This window comes from Bradyrhizobium sp. CCGUVB23 (genome assembly GCF_024199885.1).
In the GTDB taxonomy this organism is placed as follows: Bacteria; Pseudomonadota; Alphaproteobacteria; order Rhizobiales; family Xanthobacteraceae; genus Bradyrhizobium.
This window is the reverse complement of the sequence record NZ_JANADQ010000001.1, coordinates 7,484,002-7,496,933: the sequence shown is the minus strand read 5'-3', so window position 1 is coordinate 7,496,933 and position 12,932 is coordinate 7,484,002. Positions and strand designations below refer to the sequence as shown.

Below are 12,932 nucleotides of genomic sequence, written 5' to 3'. Positions count from 1 at the left end.
GCGACGTCAGCCGATCCGCTTCAAGCCTTTCTTGAAGCGCGGGCCGTTGGCGACGTAGAACTTCGCCGCGCTGCCCATCCTTGAGACTTGCGCATCGTCGAGCGTGCGGATGACGCGCGCCGGCGAGCCGATGATCAGCGAGCGCTCGGGAAATTCCTTGCCCTCGGTGATGACGGAGCCCGCGCCGACGATGCTGTTGCGGCCGATCTTCGCGCCATTCATCACGATCGCGCCCATGCCGACGAGCGCGCCGTCCTCGACGGTGCAGCCGTGCAGGATCACGTTGTGGCCGACGGTGCAGTTCCTGCCGATCTGAAGCGGAAAGCCGAGATCGGTGTGACAGGTCGAGCCATCCTGCACGTTGGAGCCCTCGCCGATCTCGATCCACTCGTTGTCGCCGCGCAGCACCGCGCCGAACCAGACGCTGGCACCGGGCTTGAGGCGCACGCGACCGATCACGGTTGCGGTGTCGGCGATGAAGTAGTTTCCGTCGGCGGGAAGGTCGGGCGCCTGCCCGTCAAGCTCGTAGATCGCCATGAAGGTCTCCTGTCAGGAAACCTTGGCATAGCGGAGCTGCGACGTTCAGGCAAAGGGCGCGAGGCGCGCGCTCAGGCCAGCACGCCGGCGGCGCGCAACGTCATCAGGAAGAACGTGCCGCTCATCATGCTCCAGAAGCCCGCGATGATGGTTGCCATCATCACGAATTCCATGCGGCGGCTTTCCAGCCGTGCTCCGCGCAGCGTGTTGCGCATGATGATGAAGGGCGCCGCGAACACCAGGAATGGCACGGCCGCAAAGGCCTTCGGCGCCACACCCTCCTGCAACAGCCCGAAGCCGGCGGGCCGCTGCGAAAGGGCCTGGTACCCATTCACCAGCGCGCCCGCGAGCGCGAAGCCGATGCAGATGGAGAAGAAGGAATTCAAGGTCTCAGGAGTCATCGGAAGTTCCGTCCATACGCACGCTGGCCCCTTCCTCTGACAAAAAGTGCCGCTTAACGCTACATTAGCCTTAAGAAAAGGTTAACGGAGCGCCCCGCCTGAGTCATCCCCCCATGGGGAGCGGCCGGATGCGCGGAACCGCCGCCGCGTGGCATATTCGCCGTTGATTCGTCGGCCAGCGGCCGACTTTGTGGCGACCCATTAATGAGCGTGTTCTCGGCAACCTCTTCCCGCGGCCGTCAGGGCCGGACCAGGGCGCACCTCGCCCCGCTCGTGCTCGGCGGCGTGTTCGCGGCCGGCGCTGTGGCGGTGGTCGCCTATCTCCTGTGGCCGACCTGGGGGCCGGTGGTCGGCGCGAGCGCGCCGGACAGGTTGCCGGTCAGCGTCGGCGGCACGCTGTTCAACGTGCCGACGGCGGCGATCCGGATGAAGATCCAGCGGCACTCCGGACCGCAGGAGCGCATCGACATCGATTTCCTCTTCCCCTCGCTCGAAGTGCCGGGCGCCCCAAAGCATGTCACCGCCGATGCGGTGGAGGACGCGACGCTGCAGCCGATCGACCGCATCTTCCTGTCGATCGCGGCCCATCACGACGCGCTCGCGCCGGAGCTGCGGGTCAGCACCATCTATCCGCGCTATCTCGATCAGGCCGCGACCTCGCCGGAGGACGGGCTGACGATGCGGATGTTCCGCACCGAGACGCCCTACGGCAGCGAGGACCTGTTCTCCGCAACGAGCCCCGCGCTGACCGCGCGCTGCACGCGCGATGCGGCCACCCCCGGCATGTGCCTTTCGGAGCGCCGCGTCGACGGCGCCGACCTCACCTTCCGATTTCCCCGAAGCTGGCTGTCGCAGTGGCGCGACGTGGCGGAAGCGATGGAGAGGCTGGCGGCGCAGCTGCGCGGGCCAAAGGGCTGAGCGCGGCCGCACTGCCCTGGCGGGGAGCCTCCCTCTAAAAACGTCGAAAACAACCCCATGCAAAGTAGCCGGAGCCGCGATACCGAATTTCGTATTATGCGAATAACACTTGACGCGTCGGGCAAATCAGGTGCAAGTTGGCATCATCGCGGTGATCGATTTGAATGATGCGGCAACACATCTCCCACCCGGCGCCCAGTTGCTGGGGCGGGAGTCCGGTAGGATGGGTGGAGCGCAGCGATACCCATCAAGCCAGGTTATGCTAACCTCCCGCCATGACCGACTACCGCCGCAACTTCGTCGCCGGAGGCAACTTCTTCTTCACCGTCAACCTGGCGGAGCGCCGCCTGCGGCTGTTGACGGAGCACATTGAGGTATTGCGGATCGCGTTCAGGGAGACGCGTCAAAACCATCCATTCACGATCGAGGCGATGGTCGTCCTGCCCGATCACCTCCACTCCGTCTGGACAATGCCCGAGGGCGATGCCGATTTCGCCACGCGCTGGCGCTTGATCAAAACCGGCTTTTCGCGGCGCCTGCCCAACGGAGAACGAATCTCGGGTGGCCGCGCGAGCAAAGGCGAACGCGGCATCTGGCAGCGGCGCTATTGGGAGCACACGATTCAGGACGAAAACGATTTCTCGAGTCACGTCGATTACGTCCACATCAATCCGGTCAAGCATGGGCTGGTGACACGGGTGCGGGATTGGCCGTATTCATCCTTTCATCGCATGGTGAAGCTCGGAATCTATCCCGAGGATTGGGCCGGCAACGCCTCAGGTCACGACGATGCGTTCGGCGAACGAGCGCCGGAGCCGCGGGCGAGATGATGGGTATCGCTGCCGCTCCACCCATCCTACGAGTCGCGTTGGAGTAGAGCCCGGTAGGATGGGTGGAGCGCAGCGATACCCATCACGCCACGCTGTGCTGATCTCGTCAGACTCGGAGTCCATCCCGAAGACCGGGCCGGCGACTGCTTCGGTCTCGACGATGCATTCGATGAACGTTCTGCCGGAGCGGATGGCGAGATGATGGGTATCGCTGCGCTCCACCCATCCTACCAGCTCACCAACGTGCAAAACATCGTCGAGAGCCCCGCGGTCCGTGGACTTCGGGGCTCCGCCGAAAGTTAGTTATTCGCATCAGCGCGGGCGTGCCGAATGACCCGATGTTCATCACTGGTTAGCTGCACCGGCCCGAGCTTGACGGTGACCTTGTCAATCTTCCCGGAGAAGCGGAACGGGACTTGATAATCCTTGTCTTCAACAGGGGTGCGGGTATCGACACCCACGTCGAAGGTTTCGTCAATGGTCATGAGGAATGGGGTGGTGTGCGGGACCTTGCTGGTCGCAACTTCCTTGTCGTCCACCTTCAGGACGCCCGTGCCACCCTTGCCGAAGCCGGCTCCATCATATTTGAAGTCAAACACGATAGTGTGCTTGCCCGGCGCGAGCGCGTCCTTGCCTTCCCAACGGAAGCGTTCGAGGTCAACGAGGTTATAGAGAAACACGGGCTTGCCTTTGAGCAAATACAGGCCGTAGCCGCCGAAACGGCCACCGAGGGTGACGATCATCCCTTCGTTGCCGTCCTGCGTGCCCGCGCGGCCAACGGTGGAGGCACTGCCTGGAATGTCCACCTCGGCAGTGATCGTATAGGACCTGTTCAGGATGCTGGGCGCATCGCTCTCGGGCAGACCTGACATCTCGCCCGAGTACGTGAAAGTGTCCCGCCCTGCGGTCGCGCTTGGCCGTGGCGCGATGATGCGCTGAAGGACCGAGTTGTCCAGCGGAAAGACGTTGTACTTCGCCGCTTCCACCATGAACAGTTCCTGCATCTCTCGCAGCTTGTCCGGCATCTTGGCCGCGAGGTCGTTATTCTCCGAATAATCCTCCGCGATGTTGTAGAGCTCCCACTTGTACCCATTCACAAGGTCCGTAGGCAGCTTGGCTGTACCAAGAAGCCACGGCGGCGCAGGTGGCGTTGTCGCAGCCAACCAGCCGTCGTGATAGATTGCGCGGTTGCCCCACATCTCAAAATACTGCGCGGTGCGCGTGGACGGCGCGTTGGCGTTCGCCTTGTCGAAAGTGTACGCCATGCTGACGCCTTCAATCGGTTTCTGCGCGATCCCGTTGACCATCACCGGCGCCGGAATGCCGATTGCTTCAAGGATGGTCGGCACAATGTCGATCATGTGGTGGAACTGGGTGCGAATACCACCGGCATCCTTGATACGGTTGGGCCAAGCGATTGCCATGCCCTGCCGAGTGCCACCGAAGTGCGACGCCACCTCCTTCGTCCACTTGAACGGAGTGTCAAACGCCCACGACCACGCCACCGCCATATGCGGATAGGTCGCGGCTGACCCCCAAACATCGTAGGCCTTCAACTGTTCAGCGATGGGCAAATCCAGAATGCCGTTATAAGCAGTGTATTGGTTCGGCGTGCCGCGCGTGGTGCCTTCCGGGCTGGTGCCGTTATCGCCGCAGATATAGATGATCAGGGTGTTGTCGAGCTTGCCTTCGTCCTGAACCTCTTGGATCACGCGACCGATCTCGTGGTCGGTGTAAGCGGCATAAGCGCCGAACACTTCCGCTTGGCGCGCGAACAGCTTCTTCTCATCAGCCGTTAGCGCATCCCATTTTTGCAGGTCGTCTGGCCAAGGGGTAAGTTGGGTGTTCGCGGGGATCACGCCGAGCCGCTTCTGATTGGCGAAGATTTTCTCGCGCAGGGCGTTCCAGCCGTCGTCAAATAGGTGCATGTCGTGGATCTTGTCGACCCACTCCTTGGTCGGCTGGTGCGGCGAATGGGTGCCGCCGGGCACGTAGTAGACGAAGAACGGCTGGTCGGGCGCGGCAGCATTGAGCCGTCGCATATGGGCGATAGCCTCATCCGCCATATCAGTCGTCAGGTTGTAGTTCTGCTTTCCGACCCACGGGGAAATCTGCGTGGTGTTCTGGAACAGGTAGGGCGTCCACTGGTCTGTTTCGCCGCCCATAAAGCCATAGAAGTAGTCGAAGCCCATCCCGGTTGGCCACTGATCGAACGGTCCCGCCGCGCCGTACTGATAGCTTGGCGTGTTGTGGTTCTTGCCGAACCACGACGTGGCGTAGCCATTTTGCTTCAGGATCGTGCCGATGGTGGCGCTTTCCGGTCCGATGATGCTGTCGTATCCGGGATAGCCGGTGGACTGTTCGGAGATAGTGCCGAACCCCACCGAGTGGTGGTTGCGGCCGGTGATGAGCGCTGCCCGGGTCGGCGAGCAGAGCGCGGTGGAATGGAACTGCGTGTAGCGCAGTCCCATCTGCGCGATGCGATCCATTGCTGGTGTCGGAACAACACCGCCGAACGTGCCCGAGACGCCATAGCCTTGGTCGTCGGTCATGATCAGGAGAATGTTGGGTGCACCCTGCGGTGGCACCACACGGGCGGGCCAATATGGCTTTGACTGGCTGGCTTGCAGGCCAATTTCCCCGCCAAACCTTGGCGGCGGCGGCGGAAGATATTTTCCATCAATCGTCGTCGTGGCACCGGGTGAGCCCGGCGTGCCGGTGGTCTGTTGTCCCGGCGCCTGCACAGAGGAGAGCACGGTCAATGCAGCGGCGGAGAGTAACAGTACGGATATTTTCATAACCATCTCCCTTGTTGCTGCACCTGCGCCCCGACGCAGATGGCGCTACCGCAATTGCTCTACCTTGGCTGCCATGTCGGGATAGCGGGCGATCCTGTAGGTCGCGTTATCGCATCTCAGAACCCAGACCTCATGGTCCGGCCTTGATCGCTTGGCGTCCCGAACGTTCCGAGCAGCTCGGAGAAGAGACGGCGCCACTCTTGGTTCGGATCGCGGAAGTCGGTCAGCGCCGCGACAATCTCGTGATCCAGATGACTCAGTGTTCGGTCGGCCTCTGCGCGCGCCATGAGCAGCTCCTTCCTCTAGTCGATGCCCCCGTCCGTTAGCCTCTCCCAGCCATGCTTGCCCACCTCGTTATCGCCCTGCGGCGCGCGTCAGGATGGCGGCCATCAATTGGCTCGTTGTCTGACCCGAGGCTGCGGCTTGGCTCCTGAGCTCCCGAAAGACGCCGGGAAGAAGCGGAACGTTGGCGACGATCAGCTCCCCTGGCGCCATCAAGTTCGCCGCGATCTGCTGTTCCACAACGCTGCTGAACCGGCGCATGCGGCTCCATCGCTCGGCGGCGGTGAACCCCGCTTTGCGGGCGACGACACGACAATACGCTGCAATCAGCACATTCTGCACCTCGCTCCACGAGACATTCGGATTGGCGAGTTGCAGCCGATTGATCGCCTCGTTGATTTCGTTAGCGAGATCGACGCGGTTTTCACTGACGAACAGCCCGCCGCCGGAAGCGTCGCCCATGAGATCAGAAACGGACGCAGCGCTGATTTCCGGACATTCCAGATTTTCGGCGCCATAGCTGTTTTGCGCACCCCAGCAGAGAAGCATCAAGAGCACAAACACCGAGGTGACACGTCGAAAGCCGTGCTCTAAAATCACGATCAGCGAACGCGATCGTGCAACTTCTCCGACGCGAAGTCGGCTTGGTCCGAATGACATGGCATGGCCTCTCAATGTCCGTTACCGCCGGACGGCGACGCTCGCTTCCAGCCTCGCCGTCGAGTTCGCGAAGGCCAGTCAGGCGGCCGCAGCGGGCATGGCCGCCTTGACGCCGGCTAAAGCCGCCTGAAGCGCTGCTTCCTTCGTGTGATCGAGCGAGGTTTTCAGCACTGTGCCGCCTTCCCCCTTGAGACCTTCCAGCACCTTGTCTGCGGTTAGCTTCCGCACGAGGACGAACAGCGCCGCTGTCCCCGGCTTGATCGCAGCCGCCGTGTCCTTCATGAACTTGTCGTTGATACCAACATCCGTTAAAGCGCCGCCGACGGCACCGCCGGCGGCGCCCAAGGCGGCACCTGCAAGCGGCATCAAAAATATCAAGCCGATCAGTGTACCCCAGAATGCACCACCGACAGCGCCAGCTGCAGTCGTGTTGATCATCTGATTCAGCTTGATATTGCCCTTGTCGTCCTTCACCGCGACCACGGCATCGCCCAATTCGAGCAAATATTCCTTTTGCATGGCCAACAGTTTCTGACGGACTTCTTCTGCCTTCGTCTCAGTCGGAAATGCGATTACGACGAGATCACTCATAGGATCCTCCTTTACGTTCATACTTTTCAGCGCACCGCACTCACGCGCGTACACAACTGAGCGCCCCAAAACACACGACGGTTCGCGCCATCTCTCTGACCATGAACCAAAGTTAGTATGGGAAACTATGCGCTTTCGGCAGATTTAGTTGCAGTGAGCAGCCGAGGTCCGCTCCCGGTCAAAAGCAGCGGTGCATGCGAGCATGGATCAGCGTCCGGTGTACTGCTAACAGCAGACCTATCCACACCCACGACGCTCAGTAGTCCGGCGGCATCGGCCTCCCTCGGATAACCCGACCAAGTGGCAATGGCGCTGCGGCTTCTATCCCGGATCACGTCCCAACGAATGCACCTCCGGCACCGCCGTGAGCGTCGAGAGCGCACGCGCAGCTTTCTCGGCGGCGTGGGCGATGCTCTTGTTCAAGCGGACCGAAGCCGACTTTGAGGCGTGGCGGGAACAGCTAGATTGGACGGCGCGGAAGCATGCGACATGGGCGCGCAGCGATTAGGTGTCTGCCCGATGAACGACAACCATGACATTGTCCTGATCAGGGAAAGGCGGGACCGAAGCCCCGCGCCCGTTGCGCGACTGCCTTTTCCCTGAGTGAAACACAACGCCGCCCGCTCGAAATAAATGCAGGCGGCGCTGTCCAGCCCCGGGAAGGGTGCTGCAAAATCCCGGATCCTGTCAGTATGGCTGATGCGTTTCGAATTGTCAGTTCGGTAAGCGACATTGGCGAAAGCGGTGGGCTGACGTTCAAAATCTTACCGCATACCCGATTGAGGTAATCCGCATTTGCAAGCCGCCCGTGGCATAAGCCCGCTTGGGCGGTGTTCATCGTCACAGCCTTCCACTTCCGGGGCGGGAGTGTTTGTTATGTCTCGCTCGCCACCCATCGTGCCGAAAGATTTAAACGACGACACCTACATCGTGCTGGACGCCTCCGGAACTTGGGTAGGGCGCACCTGGTGGTACGGTGAGGATAACCATGAAAGACTGATCTGCGACTTATTGGAGGGCCGCTATACCCCTCCCCTGCGCATCGTCTGTTTTAACACCACCGAGGGCTGGTCGCGCGTTGTAACGACAGACATCGCCGCTAAGCTGCAGCGGCGTTCGGCCGAAGGGGAAAATATCCCAGCCTTTCTGCAATATTTGTTGCAAATGGCCATCCCCACAGAGCAGAAACACCTTGGAGCTGCCCGCCGCTCAAAACGCCCCCGCTAAGGGGTGAGGCAGCGCGCAACGGTTCGTCCTAGGTGGCTCGGTCGGTCCCGAGCGTTTCCGCGCGGCGCGCAGCATGGGGCGCGAGGGCCTTTTCTCCAAGCACCGCGATCGACCTTACCGAGGCCAGCGGCAGAAGCATCGGGTCAAGGTGAAGAACCGGCAGCATCCGGCGATGGAGCGAGAGCTCTAAAGCGGTCGAAAAGTGACAGGCCGCGCTGGGTCGTACACGTCGTCAGCGACCAGAACTGCTTCTGCTTCGCAGGTGTATCATTCGCCACCGTGAGCTTATCGCCAGCTTGCAGCGGCCCTACGGTTACAGCGTGACCGTGAAGGACGGGCATAGTAAGATGGTTGCAAGTCCGAAAGGCAAGTATGCCGATTTCCGGATCATTGGCGTCGAACAGAAACAAGCCACCGTATCTGAGCGCTACGAGGGGGGATGCCCAACCCTCTAGCTTGTGGTGAGTGAAGTGAGAAGTAAGCCAAGGAGGAAAGGAAATGAAGCGACCAACCCTATCACTTGCCGTTGCTTCTGGCCTTGCTGTCGTAGCAGCAGCACAGATCATCCTGCCGAAGGCGGCACCGCAGGCCGCCGAGATGCAAATGAAGCCTCCAGTCAATGTGGAAGACATTAAGTGGGGTCCCGCTCCACCGACCATCCCGCCCGGCGCGCAGCTCGCCGTCGTAGCTGGTGACCCCAGCAAGGAGGGGCTGTTCACAATGCGGTTGAAGATGCCGGCCAACTACAAAGTTCCGGCCCATAACCATCCCACCGACGAATTCGTGACAGTGATCTCCGGTGATTTCCGTGTCGGTCTCGGCGACAAGCTCGATATGGACAAGGGGCAGTCCCTGAAAGCCGGAGCTTTTGGCGAAATGCCAGCAGGCATGAACCACTATGCCTGGACCACGGAAGAGACCGTGGTTCAGATCGCCGGACCCGGGCCGTTCGCTATCAACTACGTCAATCCGGCCGACGACCCGAGCAAACAGGCCATGAAATAACGGGTGAGCGAGAAGCCAGCATTATGAATGCCGGCGATCGACCGCCTACGCCTTATGCGCTTCGAACTGCCAGATGATCTTGTCGAGCGCCAGGTGAAAAGCGAATGGTGGCAGGCCAGAGCGTCGCAAGGTCGGCGCGGCGTGCGTAACCTCTATTTGCGACGATGCGGCTTGTATTTCGGAGGGTCCGTCCCCGTAATTGCCCGATACCACGCGGCGTCTGATTGCGCCTGTGCTCTGGCAGCGGCGAGCTCCGATTGTCCCTGATAGAACTGGCTTAGGGCGAGGTAGCAATCGGTGCGCGCCGGTCCGCGAGGTATCGTGCTGCAGTCCCTCTGCGCGATCGCGATGGCAGGACAATTCACCAGCCCAATCGCGACGACGCTCGCGGTCAAATATCTCATGACGCCTCCGCGCTGCATTGGTCCAGGTCGAAATCAAGTCCTCGCCGCAAGAGGAGCATAGCGGATCGTCTCAATGGCGACCTCCTTTGATTTCGAACATCAACTGTTCAGGGACGGAGAAAGAGACAAGGTCGCTGCCACTCCCTTGTCGGGAGTGAATCGACTTCCTCTGTGCAGCTCGTGACTCCAACCAGCCCGGCCTCACATCATAGTGAGATCAATCCCGATCAAGCGGGGCAAGCTCGTTGAGCAACTATTCCGGCAGCAACGGAGGAGAACTCATATGGGAACATTCGTCCTTGTCCCCGGGGCAGGCGGCATGGCTTGGTATTGGCACCGCGTGGCCCCGCTCATTCGCGCGGCGGGGCACGAAGCCATCGCGGTCGATCTGCCTGGCGACGACAGAAACTCCGGTCTCGCGGCGTATGCTGACATCGTCATCCGCGCGATCGCGAAACGAAGCGACGTGATACTTGTCGCCCAGTCGCTCGCGGGCTTCACGGCTCCCCTCGTTTGCAAGCGTGCGCCCGTGCGGATGGCCGTGCTCGTCAACGCGATGATCCCCGAACCCGGGGAGACCGCCGGCGCATGGTGGGGCGCCACGGGAGCGGTCGAAGCGCGGGAAAAAGCTGCGACGCGCCGCGGCTATGCGACGGAATTCGATGTCGCAACCTATTTTCTGCACGACGTGCCGCAGGACGTGCTGCGCACCGGCCCGGAACACCCACGCGAGGAAGCCGATGCCGTTTTCGGCGAGCCCTGTCGCTTCGAGCGCTGGCCCGACATCCCCATTCATGTTCTTGCGGCAAAGGACGATCGTTTCTTCCCGGTCGAGTTTCAACGGCGTGTCGCGCGTGAAAGGCTTGGAAAGGAACTAGAGGAAATTCCCGGTGGCCATCTCGTCGCCTTGTCGAATCCGAAAGGACTGACCGATCGCCTTCTTGCGTATGAGAGGCGCCTGGCACGCTAGCCCGTAGGATGGTGGAGCGCAGCGATACGCGTCCTACAAGCCGCGTTGGAGTCGTCTCCCGTGCATCAGAGCAGAGAGCCATGAAACGGGCGACGAGTTTTTTTCTCCCGACGGGTCAGGGTTCCTTCCGTAGTTCTCCGGCCGTGAACATAGTTCCGCCTTCTCGGCTGCGTTAAACCGAGCCCTGGAAAGCGTCGCAGACTCAAGAACCATCTGCGTTCCGTTGAACATAGCTTCGCCGCAGCGCAGATGCGTGGACCGCTCTCAGGCGGATGCCAATGCATTTGATACGGAGCAGCCAATGAATTCCACGCTGGACGACAATCTCGCGGAAGGACAGATCGCGAGCCTGGAGGAACAGCTTTCGAATTTGGCACGCGAAGCGGGGGTCAGTGCCACGGACCCGCCGACCAGCATCCCGCTGGCTAACACGAAGACGTCTCGCGCCCCCCTGGCAGCGATTCATCGATTGGCAGATTGGCGCTATGCGGCTCTCGCCGGTTCTCTGTTGGCGGCTTCCATTGGTATCGCTGCCTCGTGGTCGTCATCCTCCGTTGATACCGCGATAATGCCCCCCGCAGACACCGCACGTCTGACACACGCCACGCCAGACATCGCCGCGCCGAAAGACGTCGCGCCAACTGTCGTGGACCTGCATTCCGAGTTGGCGCAGCAGCTGCAACCGATCGCACGCGACGTCGCTGCCTTGAGCCAAATGGTCGAACAGCTCAAAGCGAGGCAAGACCAATTGGTCAGCGACAATGAAAATCTCGCGACCCAGCTCAAGGCGAGCCGGGATGAAAGTGCGCGCAACAAGAGTATCATCGACCAGATCAAGGCGGACCAGACCGAGATGGCGCACGAAAGCCAGATGCTTGCCGAACGGTTCAACGCGAGCCAGGAACAACTCGCCCAGGTCGTCGCCAACACTTCCGAGCCAAAGGCGACGCCCGACACGCCACCAAAGGTGAGCCCCGAAGAGCCAAAGGTAATGCCCGCAATACCACTGCCGCGTCCGCGGCAGGCGGCCAGTGTCGCCCAGACGCAAAAGCCGGCGCAAACCGCGGAGCGGTCGCAAGCCAAGAAACCGCAACCATTATTGGCATGGCCATGGTCAGCGCGCTAATCCGGACAGCAGCCGCTTGGCGACTGACCGGTCGCCCTCTCAAGACTACCAAGCGCCAACCTTGCGTTCCTCCCATCCTATGAGTCGCGCGGGGCCGAGGGCAGCCCGCCGCGTCAGTCGCGAACCTTCTGCGCGCGATAGAGGCTCGGCGTCGTGCCGACGGCCTTGCGGAAAGCGCGGTTGAAATTGGCCTGCGACGAAAATCCCGTGGCATAGGCGATATCGACCAGCGGGCGATCGCTGGTGGCCAGCAGCCGCTTGGCTAGATCGAGACGCTGACGGCTGACATATTCATGCGGCGCCGCACCGGTCGCCGCCTTGAAGCTGCGGGAGAAATGCGCGGGGCTCATGCAGGCCACCGACGCCAGATCCTTGACCGTGAAATCGCGCTCGACGGATGCGTCGATGAACTCCGTCACGCGCGACAGCCGCTTGGCGTCGAGCGGCCTTTGACCGGCATTCAATCGCCGCAGCCTGACCGCCGTGGCCGAGTAGGCATGCACAAGATGGGCGGACAACGCACGCCCGAGGCTTTCGATCAGGAGCCGGCCGGTGGAGGTCTCCTGTTCGAGCTCCTTCAAAATCCGATCCGCGACGTGCTCGATGAACATGTCCTGATCGATGCTCTCGTAGCGGATCGAGATTCCCGAGGGGTCAATGTCGAGATCCCGGAGCATGGTGTCGTCGAACGGCTGGCCGGGAAGAAAGAGATGCAGGCATTCCTGCATCTGGTTCTCGACGCGGATGAAATCTTCGCGAATGCCGGCCGGACAGAGCCACACGGTGCCCTTTCTGCCGAAGGTCCGCTGCCGCATGCCCGCGCCTTCGCGATCGACGACCGAGTTGCCACGCAGCAGGATTGCGATCTCGGTGTCGCGCGGCAGTTGCGGCGGCAGATCGCCCGGCTCATGACTCCATCGCTCGGCGAGGAGATGCCCCCATCGCCGGTCGTTGGACGTCTGAAGCATTCTGCCGGTAACATATTTATCGACAGAATTGCCAAGCATACCCATCGGGAATCTCCGCCAGATAACGCGATGTGGGTAAAAAGGTATTGCTGGGGTCCAGCAATTACCATGCCAGAGATCCGGCAGGCCGTCCATCAACCCAGAGCAGTCCGGGACAACAACACCGCACGTTTTGAAAAGCCAGGCCGCGCCCGGCCGCCGCATCCTTCACCGTC

The 12,932-nt window shown here is 61.4% G+C and carries 13 protein-coding genes; 6 read left to right on the top strand and 7 right to left on the bottom strand.

Translation table 11 applies throughout. From position 1 onward, the window contains the following. Nucleotides 1-6: 6 nt before the first annotated feature. Together NLN62_RS34785 and NLN62_RS34780 are read right to left on the bottom strand one after the other, a co-directional pair. Nucleotides 7-537: a gamma carbonic anhydrase family protein gene (locus tag NLN62_RS34785; protein WP_254111781.1), complete on the bottom strand. Its 531-nt coding sequence runs from the start codon at nucleotides 535-537 to the stop codon at nucleotides 7-9. Nucleotides 538-608: 71 nt separating this feature from the next. Next, entirely contained in the window at nucleotides 609-938 is a 330-nt protein-coding gene (locus NLN62_RS34780) for a hypothetical protein (protein WP_254111780.1), read from the bottom strand. Nucleotides 939-1,142: 204 nt separating this feature from the next. On the opposite strand from NLN62_RS34780, the gene NLN62_RS34775 reads away from it, so the two are divergent. Together NLN62_RS34775 and NLN62_RS34770 are read left to right on the top strand one after the other, a co-directional pair. Continuing rightward, a complete protein-coding gene (locus NLN62_RS34775) occupies nucleotides 1,143-1,856 on the top strand; it encodes a hypothetical protein (RefSeq protein ID WP_254111779.1) in 714 nt (237 codons plus the stop codon). A 275-nt stretch (nucleotides 1,857-2,131) separates the two neighbouring features. Beyond that, nucleotides 2,132-2,686, top strand: coding sequence for a transposase (locus NLN62_RS34770; protein WP_254111778.1), 555 nt, complete (start codon nucleotides 2,132-2,134; stop codon nucleotides 2,684-2,686). Nucleotides 2,687-2,985: 299 nt separating this feature from the next. Here the strand turns inward: NLN62_RS34770 and NLN62_RS34765 are convergent, their stop codons facing one another. From NLN62_RS34765 to NLN62_RS34750, 4 genes are all read right to left on the bottom strand, one after another. Then, nucleotides 2,986-5,484 (bottom strand): arylsulfatase, encoded by a 2,499-nt coding sequence (locus NLN62_RS34765; protein ID WP_254111777.1) that lies wholly within the window; start codon nucleotides 5,482-5,484, stop codon nucleotides 2,986-2,988. Between the two features lie 116 nt (nucleotides 5,485-5,600). Continuing rightward, on the bottom strand, nucleotides 5,601-5,771 hold the full coding sequence (locus tag NLN62_RS34760; RefSeq protein ID WP_156944660.1) for a hypothetical protein: 171 nt from the start codon (nucleotides 5,769-5,771) through the stop codon (nucleotides 5,601-5,603). Between the two features lie 67 nt (nucleotides 5,772-5,838). Continuing rightward, nucleotides 5,839-6,228, bottom strand: a complete 390-nt coding sequence (locus NLN62_RS34755; RefSeq protein ID WP_254111776.1) for a hypothetical protein — start codon at nucleotides 6,226-6,228, stop codon at nucleotides 5,839-5,841. 276 nt (nucleotides 6,229-6,504) lie between these two features. After that, nucleotides 6,505-7,017: a DUF1269 domain-containing protein gene (locus NLN62_RS34750; protein WP_027526446.1), complete on the bottom strand. Its 513-nt coding sequence runs from the start codon at nucleotides 7,015-7,017 to the stop codon at nucleotides 6,505-6,507. A gap of 876 nt (nucleotides 7,018-7,893) precedes the next feature. Here NLN62_RS34750 and NLN62_RS34745 point away from each other — a divergent pair. From NLN62_RS34745 to NLN62_RS34730, 4 genes are all read left to right on the top strand, one after another. After that, nucleotides 7,894-8,244, top strand: a complete 351-nt coding sequence (locus tag NLN62_RS34745; protein ID WP_254111775.1) for a hypothetical protein — start codon at nucleotides 7,894-7,896, stop codon at nucleotides 8,242-8,244. Nucleotides 8,245-8,742: 498 nt separating this feature from the next. Next, nucleotides 8,743-9,249 carry a cupin domain-containing protein gene (locus tag NLN62_RS34740; RefSeq protein WP_254111774.1) on the top strand — a complete coding sequence of 169 codons (507 nt, stop codon included), beginning with the start codon at nucleotides 8,743-8,745 and terminating at the stop codon, nucleotides 9,247-9,249. Between the two features lie 687 nt (nucleotides 9,250-9,936). Then, entirely contained in the window at nucleotides 9,937-10,623 is a 687-nt protein-coding gene (locus tag NLN62_RS34735) for an alpha/beta fold hydrolase (RefSeq protein ID WP_254111773.1), read from the top strand. Nucleotides 10,624-10,924: 301 nt separating this feature from the next. Beyond that, nucleotides 10,925-11,749: a hypothetical protein gene (locus tag NLN62_RS34730; RefSeq protein WP_254111772.1), complete on the top strand. Its 825-nt coding sequence runs from the start codon at nucleotides 10,925-10,927 to the stop codon at nucleotides 11,747-11,749. 113 nt (nucleotides 11,750-11,862) lie between these two features. Here the strand turns inward: NLN62_RS34730 and NLN62_RS34725 are convergent, their stop codons facing one another. Next, entirely contained in the window at nucleotides 11,863-12,762 is a 900-nt protein-coding gene (locus NLN62_RS34725) for an AraC family transcriptional regulator (RefSeq protein WP_254111771.1), read from the bottom strand. Nucleotides 12,763-12,932 lie beyond the last annotated feature (170 nt).

Excerpts from the sequence above, each read along its gene's own strand:
- NLN62_RS34770 (WP_254111778.1), top strand. The coding sequence starts at position 2,132 with ATGACCGACTACCGCCGCAACTTCGTCGCCGGAGGCAACTTCTTCTTC.
- NLN62_RS34775 (WP_254111779.1), top strand. The coding sequence starts at position 1,143 with ATGAGCGTGTTCTCGGCAACCTCTTCCCGCGGCCGTCAGGGCCGGACC.
- NLN62_RS34730 (WP_254111772.1), top strand. The coding sequence starts at position 10,925 with ATGAATTCCACGCTGGACGACAATCTCGCGGAAGGACAGATCGCGAGC.
- NLN62_RS34740 (WP_254111774.1), top strand. The coding sequence starts at position 8,743 with ATGAAGCGACCAACCCTATCACTTGCCGTTGCTTCTGGCCTTGCTGTC.
- NLN62_RS34755 (WP_254111776.1), bottom strand. The coding sequence starts at position 6,228 with ATGGGCGACGCTTCCGGCGGCGGGCTGTTCGTCAGTGAAAACCGCGTC.
- NLN62_RS34760 (WP_156944660.1), bottom strand. The coding sequence starts at position 5,771 with ATGGCGCGCGCAGAGGCCGACCGAACACTGAGTCATCTGGATCACGAG.
- NLN62_RS34745 (WP_254111775.1), top strand. The coding sequence starts at position 7,894 with ATGTCTCGCTCGCCACCCATCGTGCCGAAAGATTTAAACGACGACACC.
- NLN62_RS34750 (WP_027526446.1), bottom strand. The coding sequence starts at position 7,017 with ATGAGTGATCTCGTCGTAATCGCATTTCCGACTGAGACGAAGGCAGAA.
- NLN62_RS34785 (WP_254111781.1), bottom strand. The coding sequence starts at position 537 with ATGGCGATCTACGAGCTTGACGGGCAGGCGCCCGACCTTCCCGCCGAC.
- NLN62_RS34780 (WP_254111780.1), bottom strand. The coding sequence starts at position 938 with ATGACTCCTGAGACCTTGAATTCCTTCTTCTCCATCTGCATCGGCTTC.
- NLN62_RS34765 (WP_254111777.1), bottom strand. The coding sequence starts at position 5,484 with ATGAAAATATCCGTACTGTTACTCTCCGCCGCTGCATTGACCGTGCTC.
- NLN62_RS34735 (WP_254111773.1), top strand. The coding sequence starts at position 9,937 with ATGGGAACATTCGTCCTTGTCCCCGGGGCAGGCGGCATGGCTTGGTAT.
- NLN62_RS34725 (WP_254111771.1), bottom strand. The coding sequence starts at position 12,762 with ATGGGTATGCTTGGCAATTCTGTCGATAAATATGTTACCGGCAGAATG.